6 protein-coding genes, 2 pseudogenes and 1 other annotated feature are annotated in these 7,781 nt (G+C 58.4%); of the genes and pseudogenes, 4 read left to right on the top strand and 4 right to left on the bottom strand.

Annotation, left to right across the window (positions count from 1 at the left end; genetic code table 11):
• Positions 1-597, bottom strand: a 597-nt coding sequence (locus VOI21_RS24120) for a calcium-binding protein (RefSeq protein WP_416359006.1), incomplete at its 3' end; no start/stop codon positions are given.
• A gap of 711 nt (positions 598-1,308) precedes the next feature.
• The gene (locus VOI21_RS24115) at positions 1,309-1,569 is read right to left on the bottom strand and encodes an integrase core domain-containing protein (RefSeq protein ID WP_416359005.1); all 261 of its coding nucleotides are present in this window, start codon (positions 1,567-1,569) and stop codon (positions 1,309-1,311) included.
• Here VOI21_RS24115 and VOI21_RS24110 point away from each other — a divergent pair.
• Together VOI21_RS24110 and VOI21_RS24105 are read left to right on the top strand one after the other, a co-directional pair.
• A pseudogene (locus VOI21_RS24110) lies at positions 1,538-2,010 on the top strand (IS5 family transposase); the annotation flags it as partial. The gene VOI21_RS24115 and the pseudogene VOI21_RS24110 sit on opposite strands and share 32 nt — an antisense overlap.
• A gap of 60 nt (positions 2,011-2,070) precedes the next feature.
• Positions 2,071-3,305 (top strand): IS3 family transposase gene (locus VOI21_RS24105; protein ID WP_416359004.1). Its coding sequence is split into 2 segments (ribosomal slippage): positions 2,071-2,371 and positions 2,371-3,305, totalling 1,236 coding nucleotides; the frame shifts between segments, so codons are not numbered across the junction.
• Positions 2,358-2,474: a sequence feature (AL1L pseudoknot), on the top strand. Its footprint overlaps the gene before it by 117 nt.
• A 181-nt stretch (positions 3,306-3,486) precedes the next feature.
• Here VOI21_RS24105 and VOI21_RS24100 read toward each other — a convergent pair.
• Positions 3,487-3,775 (bottom strand): annotated as a pseudogene (locus VOI21_RS24100) (terminase gpP N-terminus-related DNA-binding protein); the annotation flags it as partial.
• 202 nt (positions 3,776-3,977) lie between these two features.
• On the opposite strand from VOI21_RS24100, the gene VOI21_RS24095 reads away from it, so the two are divergent.
• On the top strand, positions 3,978-4,214 hold the full coding sequence (locus VOI21_RS24095; protein ID WP_323772526.1) for a hypothetical protein: 237 nt from the start codon (positions 3,978-3,980) through the stop codon (positions 4,212-4,214).
• Positions 4,215-4,279: 65 nt separating this feature from the next.
• On the opposite strand, the gene VOI21_RS24090 is transcribed toward VOI21_RS24095, so the two are convergent.
• A protein-coding gene (locus VOI21_RS24090) for an IS3 family transposase (protein ID WP_416359003.1) occupies positions 4,280-5,418 on the bottom strand; the annotation gives its coding sequence in 2 pieces (ribosomal slippage) (positions 4,280-5,163 and positions 5,163-5,418; 1,140 coding nt in all).
• 495 nt (positions 5,419-5,913) lie between these two features.
• Here VOI21_RS24090 and VOI21_RS24085 point away from each other — a divergent pair.
• Entirely contained in the window at positions 5,914-7,734 is a 1,821-nt protein-coding gene (locus VOI21_RS24085; RefSeq protein ID WP_323772523.1) for a SulP family inorganic anion transporter, read from the top strand.
• Positions 7,735-7,781: the final 47 nt, after the last annotated feature.

Genomic DNA, 7,781 nt, shown 5'->3' with positions numbered 1-7,781 from the left:
GACCGGACCGCCAGTGAAATCCAGCGTATCGTCGCCCGAGGTGGCCCGGATCACGTCGGTCCCGCTGCCGCCGTCAATCGCCTCGATACTGGTCAGGTTGCTCAGCCCGCTGGAGACATTGAACACGTCGTTATAATAGCTGCCCTGCCAGGTATCGGTCCCCGCGCCGCCGTCGATCTGGTCCAGACCGCTGCTGCCGCCGTAAATCGAGAACGTGTCGTCACCCTCGCCGCCGGACAGCGAGTCGTCGCCGCTCCCCCCAGAAAAACGGTCGTTGCCGCCGCCGCCATCGAAATTTTCGGCACCGCCGCTGCCTGTGAAACTGTCGTCGCCTTCAGTGCCGATGATCGAAAAGTAGTCGAACTCTGTCGAGGGGGCCAGTTGCGCGTCAAAGCTGCCGCTCGTGCTTGCGTCGCCTACGACAAAGGTGGTTGCGCCATGGGCTATCGACAACTTGCCGCTGGACGACTTCATGGTGATCCGAAAAGTATCCGGCAGGCCCGACAGATCAAGCGTGCTCCCCCCGCTGGACTCCGCAATCGCGCTCCAAAAGCTGGGATCATTCCAGTTGGATGGGGTCACTACGTAGACTGACAAGTGCTGATCCTGCTTCTAAGGAATGTGCACCCTAGGCTTCACTCTTTAAGAAACTCCTTATTAACAATGCGTTATCCACAAATCGCCAGCCAAGCCGACGTGGCATGCGAAGGCTTCGGACACATCTTGGACCTGTCGCGGTTTGATGCCGCCCCTTTGGTAGGATTACTGACCAAAAGAGACGGACTATGGGACTGAACAAGTCACGTCGGCACCCCTTGCGTCCAAAACGCGAAGCAAACCACTTCTCAGGGTGGCTGCATCGCCGAAGCCGTTGGCCGTGCCGGGTGGTTTGAAGATCGCGAAGATCATCCCGGGCAACCTCGACTTGCGGTTCAAGAGGTTGGTTTAGGTCGAACTTGATGGCAACCAGATGCGTTTTCTAATCGACCGCGTCGCAATCTCGCAGAGTCAAATCGAGGAATGTTGTTTGGACTTCATCCAACTCGCCGCCAGCCGCGGTAATGTCGTCGCGGGTCCGGGCAACTCACTGACTGCCAGCAGGGTCGACCACCTGCACCTAGTCTAGCGAGATCGCCAGCCGGATAGCCTGTTCCGGCTGCTCGCCTTTGCGAATTTAGCGAGACGACATGCGCAACCATTCTTGTTCGGCGTTCAGCGTCAAGTCCATGAAACCGCTGCGTCTCAGACGCCTCAATAGAAGATGAAGCCTGAGATGCTCCCCATTTCGTGGACAGGATCCGGCGTTTTTTAAGCTCTGATCTGCTCCGGCTGATCGGGTTGCGTTGCTTCGATTTGCAGTGAGTAGACCACTGCCGGTGGCTGTCCGCCAAGGGCTTTGTGCGGGCGGCGCTGATTGTAGAACTCCATCCAATTCCGGACACCCGCGCGGGCCTGTGACCCGGTCTCCCAGGCATGCAGATAAACGCCCTCGTATTTTAACGTGCGCCACAGACGCTCGATGAAGATGTTGTCCAGATATCTCAAGGCCCACCGGACAGCGACCAGCATGGGTGTAAAAAAGGGGGGCGTGGACGCCTGATTGGCCGGACCAAAGGCGGCATGAACACCAAGTTGCACGCCATCTGCGACAGTCAGGGGCGGCCACTCAACTTGTTCGTCACCGCTGGACAGGTCAGCGACTACATCGGGGCACGGGCCTTGCTGAGCAGCTTGCCCAAGGTCGAATGGTTGCTTGGGGATCGAGGCTATGACGCCGACTGGTTCAGAGACGCGTTGAAAGACAAAGGGATAAGACCATGTATCTCCGGTCGAAAACAGCGCAAGACCCCTGTCAAATATGACAAGCGCCGCTACAAATGCCGGAACCGGATCGAGATCATGTTCGGCAGACTCAAAGACTGGAGACGCGTGGCCACACGATACGACAGATGCCCCAAGGTTTTCCTCTCCGCAATCGCACTCGCCGCCTTGGCCATCTATTGGTTATGAGATGCCGTAATGAACCGCCCCGGGTTTACCGGAGAGTAAAACACTCAAAGGATGAGCCCTATGACGACGAGACGATTCACGCCCGCCTATCCGGCTGAGCTACGCGAACGCGGTGTTCGGCTGTTTCAAGAGAACCGCGCCAACTACACCAGCGATAGCGCGGCGTATCGTGCGATTGCGCCGAAGCTCGGCTGTTCACCCGACAGTCTGCGCGTCTGGTGCCAGCAGGCCGAGCGCGATGCCGGGCAACGCGCCGGACTGACGAGCGCCGAGAAGGATCGGATCAAGGAATTGGAGCGCGAGGTCCGGGAGTTGCGGACCGCCAACGAGATCCTGAAGAAGGCGAGCGCGTATTTCGCTGCGGCGGAGCTCGACCGCCCGTTCAAGCGATGATCTCCTTCATTGGCGAACTGCGATGTCTCTTTGGTGTCGGGCCGATCTGCCGGGTTCTGGGGATCGCACCATCGACGTTCTACGCACACAAGGCTGTTGAAGATGACCCTGACCTGGCGTCTTCCCGGGCAAAGCGCGACGCGTCTGATGAAGCTGAGATCAAACGTGTCCATGATGCCAGCGGCGGCCGCTACGGAGCCCGCAAGGTCTGGCATGCCCTGCGCAGGGAAGGCCGCGCCATTGCCAGATGCACGGTGGAGCGGTTGATGCGAAGCGCAGGATTACAAGGCGTTGTTCGGGGCAAGAAAGTGATCACGACCAACCCGGACGCAGCACAGCCCTGTCCTGATGACAAAGTGAACCGGGCCTTCGTGGCGGCGATGCCGAACCAGCTCTGGGTGTCAGATTTCACCTATGTCTCAAGCTGGCAAGGGATGGTCTATGTCGCTTTCGTCATCGACGTCTTTGCCCGGAAAATTGTCGGCTGGCGTGTGTCGACGTCAATGACCACAGGCTTCGTTCTCGACGCCCTGAACCAGGCCATATGTCAGCGGGCGCCGTCCGAGGCAGACAAGCTGATCCATCATTCCGACAGGGGATCCCAATACCTGTCGATCAAGTATACCGAGCGTCTGGCCGAAGCCGGCATCGACACCTCTGTGGGCAGCGTTGGCGACAGCTACGATAACGCTCTTGCCGAAAGCACCATCGGCCTGTTCATGACCGAGGTCATCAACTTCCTTGGCCCGTGGAAATCCATAACGAAGGTCGAATGGGAAACCCTGAAATGGGTCGACTGGTACAACAACCGGCGCCTGCACAGCGCCATCGGATACATCACCCCGCGAGAAGCAGAGGAGGCATTCTACGAAAGCTTGAACGCGCCCGAAAAAGCAGCCTAATCATTGAACCAGAAACTCTCCGGTAAACCCGGGGCGGTTCAGTGCGCAAGACGGGGCTAAGCCGCGGTCCTGTCCGCCAAATTATCCGCGGCGAACGTGAGGACGTTTTTCCGCATCCGTGAGAGCAGCCTGATCCCTTGGCTGCCACAGTTGGAGCGGTAGCGGGCTGGTGGCTGCTAGCATGCGGGATCGAAGGCTGCAGCGCGTAGATGTCAATCGTCCAGCGGCAGCAGCGTGTGGCGCCGGAAAGCCACGATCGTTGCTTCCTCGTCTGCGCTCAGGGCGGTGGAACGCGTCTGTTTCGGACGCATCCAGGCGTCTTCGACGCGCTCCCGCTGGCGCCACTTGGCCACGGTCTTGACGTTGATACCGAGCTCCCGGCTCAGCGCCGCGTTCGAAGCCTGCGATCGCTGTATGAGATCTCGGATGGGGTGCGTGGTCGTGGCGCTGCCGTGAAGAAATTGTCCCATAGGGCATCCATGTGATGGTCACAAATTTGTAGACCACCACACCACGAGACTAAAAACCCAGGAGCTACCACACTTTTGCACCCTGTGCGGCACAAATGGATAGGCAAAGTGACCAAAAAACCCAAACTTTACTACCTACGCACAAATGAACATGATCAAGAATTGGGTAGTTATACCTCATCTCAAAAGAGGTTAACAAAACATGGAAGCTCCAAATAAAATAGCCGCAAGTTACGGCGTAACTTTGACGGAAAAGTCAAAAATATTGGAGAGTGTAGCCCAAGAGATTGAAAACACTATCGCTGATGCGGCTGTATCAGTAGATTCTTTAACCTACTCTGAAATGGTATTGGCTGTAACGTCTTTAGAACGAATTGCTGGTAGATTGGCAAAGATCGCAGAAGCCTTCCCAATGGATAGCGACGAATGCCGGACATAATGACAGAGGTGGCTCGGTTTGTCTGAACAGGTTCCCGGCGTTTCGCAAGTGGTTTTCCGCCTTGTTTATGCCGCTGCCGCTTGGGGCGCCGACGGATTAAAATAAGCCTGATCGGATGTTTTGCCGTCAAGCGATGAGTGGGGCCTCCGACTGTTGTAGAAGCCCAGGTAGTTCCGGATCGAGGCGCGGGCCTCGGAGACGCTGGCATAGGCGCGCAGGTAGACTTCCTCGTACTTGATGCTCCGCCACAGGCGCTCGACGAAGACGTTGTCGCGCCACGCTCCTTTCCCATCCATGCTGATCTTGATCTGGCGCGAGGCCAGGACCTTGATGAAGTCGATGGACGTGAACTGACTGCCCTGGTCGCTGTTAAAGATCTCGGGTTGCCCATGTCTGGCCAAGGCTTCCTCCAGTGCCTCGATGCAAAAGCCCGCGTCCAGCGTGATCGATACCCGCCAGGCCAGGATGCGGCGCGTGGCCCAGTCGACCACCGCCGCGAGATAGATGAAGCCCCGCGCCATAGGAATGTAGGTAATGTCCATCGCCCAGACGTGGTTCGGGCGCGTGACGGAGAGGTTCCGCAGCAGGTACGGGTAGATCTTGTGGCCCGGCGCCGGTTTCGAGGTGTTGGGCTTGCGATACAGTGCCTCGATGCCCATGCGCTTCATCAGCGTGGCGACGTGCAGACGCCCCACGACGAACCCCTCTTGGACCAGCAGCCCTTGCAGCATCCGGCGGCCCGCGAACGGGAACTCCATGTGCAGCTGGTCGATCCGATGCATGAGCTTCAGGTCGGCATCCGTGACCGGCTGCGGCGAGTAGTAGATGCTGCCCCGGCTGATCCCGAGGACCCTGGCCTGGCGCGACAGGCTCAACTTTGCGGTCCGATCAATCATCTTCTTGCGCTCGGCAACAGTCCCGCCTTGCCGAGCGCGCTGGACAAAAAATCTTTCTCCAGCGTCAGCTCTCCGATCTTCGCATGCAGGGTCTTCACATCGACTTTCGGTTCCGGGTCTGCTTTTGCGGTCTCGCCAAAAACGCCGGTCGCTCCCACCAGAAGCTGATCCCGCCATTGCTTGATCTGGTTCGGGTGCAGGTCGAAATCCTGCGCCAGCTCGACCAAGGTTTTCTCCCCCTTGATCGCCGCAACCGCCACTTTCGCCTTGAACGCCGGGCTGTGATTCCGGCGCGGTCGTCTTGCCACGGGTCTTCTCCTCGCTCGCAGCATCATGCCGCTGTTGCGCGGAAAATCCACTTATCCCGGTTGTTCAGATTTCCCCAGCCACCTCTCCTGAGCGGTTTGCGCCGCTCCCCAAAATTGGTTTCTGCCCCTCCTGTAGGTACCGCAGAGTTGCACAACAACGTCATTTCGATAGTGGCCCTTGCATAAAAAGTATGCCTTGCAGCAAACATATAAATATATATAAGAATTTAAGTTAAGGGTGGCGACTGAGTCGCGTCGGCGTATTTGCGCCTGAAAACCACAGGCTTCGACCTTTGACGGAAAGAGCCGTTCAACATGCTGTGCTTGGGCTGGATGCCGGCGTTCAAAATTGTCGGTGCTTGATGACGGAGGATGAAAACGTGCTCAGATGCCGGAACAAGTGCTTTGCCAAGCCTGACCCCTTTGAGCCCTTTAATTACAACGGATTAACCTGCTTTTCTCATGCTATAGACCCCGGTTCCGAATGACATGAGGATGTCGCGTCTGATCGACAATTGCCGACTGCCGCGCCCTTGGTTCGCGGTGGTGTCAAAGGCCACGTTGCGTGATGACGCGCTGGCGGGGTTGACGAATGCGGCCATTGTGCTGCCACAGGGCGTGGCCTTTGCGGTGATTGCCGGGTTGCCGCCGGAATACGGGCTGTTCACTGCGTTGATCACGCCGGTGATTGCGGCGATGTGGGGGTCGTCGATGGTGATGGTGTCCGGGCCGACCACGGCAATTTCTGCGGTGATGTTTGCGGCATTGTCGCAATTGGCACCCCCCGGCACGCCCGTCTATGTGCAGTTTGCCCTGACGCTGACCATCGTGGCGGGGCTGTTTCAGCTATTGGCCGGGGTCTTTCGCCTTGGCGGGGTGATTTCGTTTATCTCGCATTCGGTCATGGTGGGGTTTACTGCGGCGGCGGCGCTGTTGATCGGCGCATCGCAGCTAAGCGGCGCACTGGGGATCAGCGTCGAAAGCGGCGGTGGCGTGATCGAACGGATCGCGCGGGTCGTGGAGCGTTGGGAGGCGGTGAACCCATTGGCGGTGATTATCGCGGGGGTGACGCTACTGACCATCATCCTTGTCCAGCGGGTCAGTCGGCGGTTGCCATCTTATCTAGTGGCGCTGATTGTCGGCGCGGGCATTTCCGATTTTTTGGACGCGCGAAGTGCGGGCGTGGCCATGTTCGAAAGGTTGCCGTCGATTGTTCCGGCCTTTTCGGTGCCTCAGGTCACACTGGCGGACATTTCCGCCCTGATGCCCGCTGCAATGTCGGTGGCCTTTGTCGGGTTGCTGGAGGCGATCAGCATTGGTCGGTCCTTTGCGATGCGCCGACAAGAGCGGTACGATTCCAATCAGGAAATCATCGGCCAGGGTCTGTCGAATGTCGTGGCGGGTTTCTTTCAGGCCTATGCCGGTTCAGGGTCGTTCACCCGGTCGGCGCTGAACGTCGAATCCGGCGCGCGGACACCGATCTCGGCCATATTCGCGGCGCTGTTTCTGTTTGTGCTGCTGTTTCTGTTCGCGCCCTTCGTGGACCGCATCCCAAAACCGGCGATGGCCGGGATCATCATCTATGTGGCGTGGCGGCTGATCAGTTTTGACGAAATCCGCCACATCCTGCACGGCAGCCGAAGTGAGACGCTCATTCTTGGGCTGACCTTTTTGGCCGGGGTCACGACCGAATTGGAAAACGCGATTTTCGTAGGTGTGATCACCTCTCTTTTGGTGTTTCTGCATGGCAGCGCGCGGCCGCATCTGGCTGCGATTTCACCGATTTTGTACAACGGCCGTCGGCTGCTGCGCGGGGTCGAGGCGCATGATCTGGAACAATGCCCGCAGATTTCGGTGCTGCGGCTAGAGGGGCCGTTGTTTTTTGGCTCTGTCGATCATGTCGAGGGCGAATTTCGCCGGTTTGAGACGCTGTATCCGGGCCGCAGGCTAAAGGTGCTGGCGCTCAAGGGGTTGGGCAAAATCGACTTGTCCGGTGTCGATCTGCTGGCGGCAGAGATTCTGAGAACGCGCAAGGCGGGCGGCGAGTATCACATTGTTATTGCGTACAAAGAAACGGTTTTGGCGCTGAGGCGAATGAACCTGTTCGCGGTCTTGGACAAGTCGTGGATGCACCCGAACAAGGCCGAGGCCATTGGCGCGGTGATGGAGCATGTGGACCCGCAGGTCTGTGCCACCTGTCGCATCCGCGCCTTTGTGGAATGCGGTAGCAAACCGGCCCCCGAAGGGATGCCGCGCGACAGCGGGCCGCCGGTTGTGTCGGTGCTTGGCACGCGGGGAATGAATTTTCGCGACTGAGGGGCGTGACGGGCGGGCCTTGGCCCATAGCACACGCAACGACTTGG

Origin of the sequence: Antarctobacter sp. (genome assembly GCF_034670325.1) — a bacterium.
GTDB lineage: Bacteria > Pseudomonadota > Alphaproteobacteria > Rhodobacterales > Rhodobacteraceae > Antarctobacter.
The sequence above is the reverse complement of the archived record's forward strand: the minus strand, read 5'-3'. Positions and strand labels throughout refer to the sequence as shown.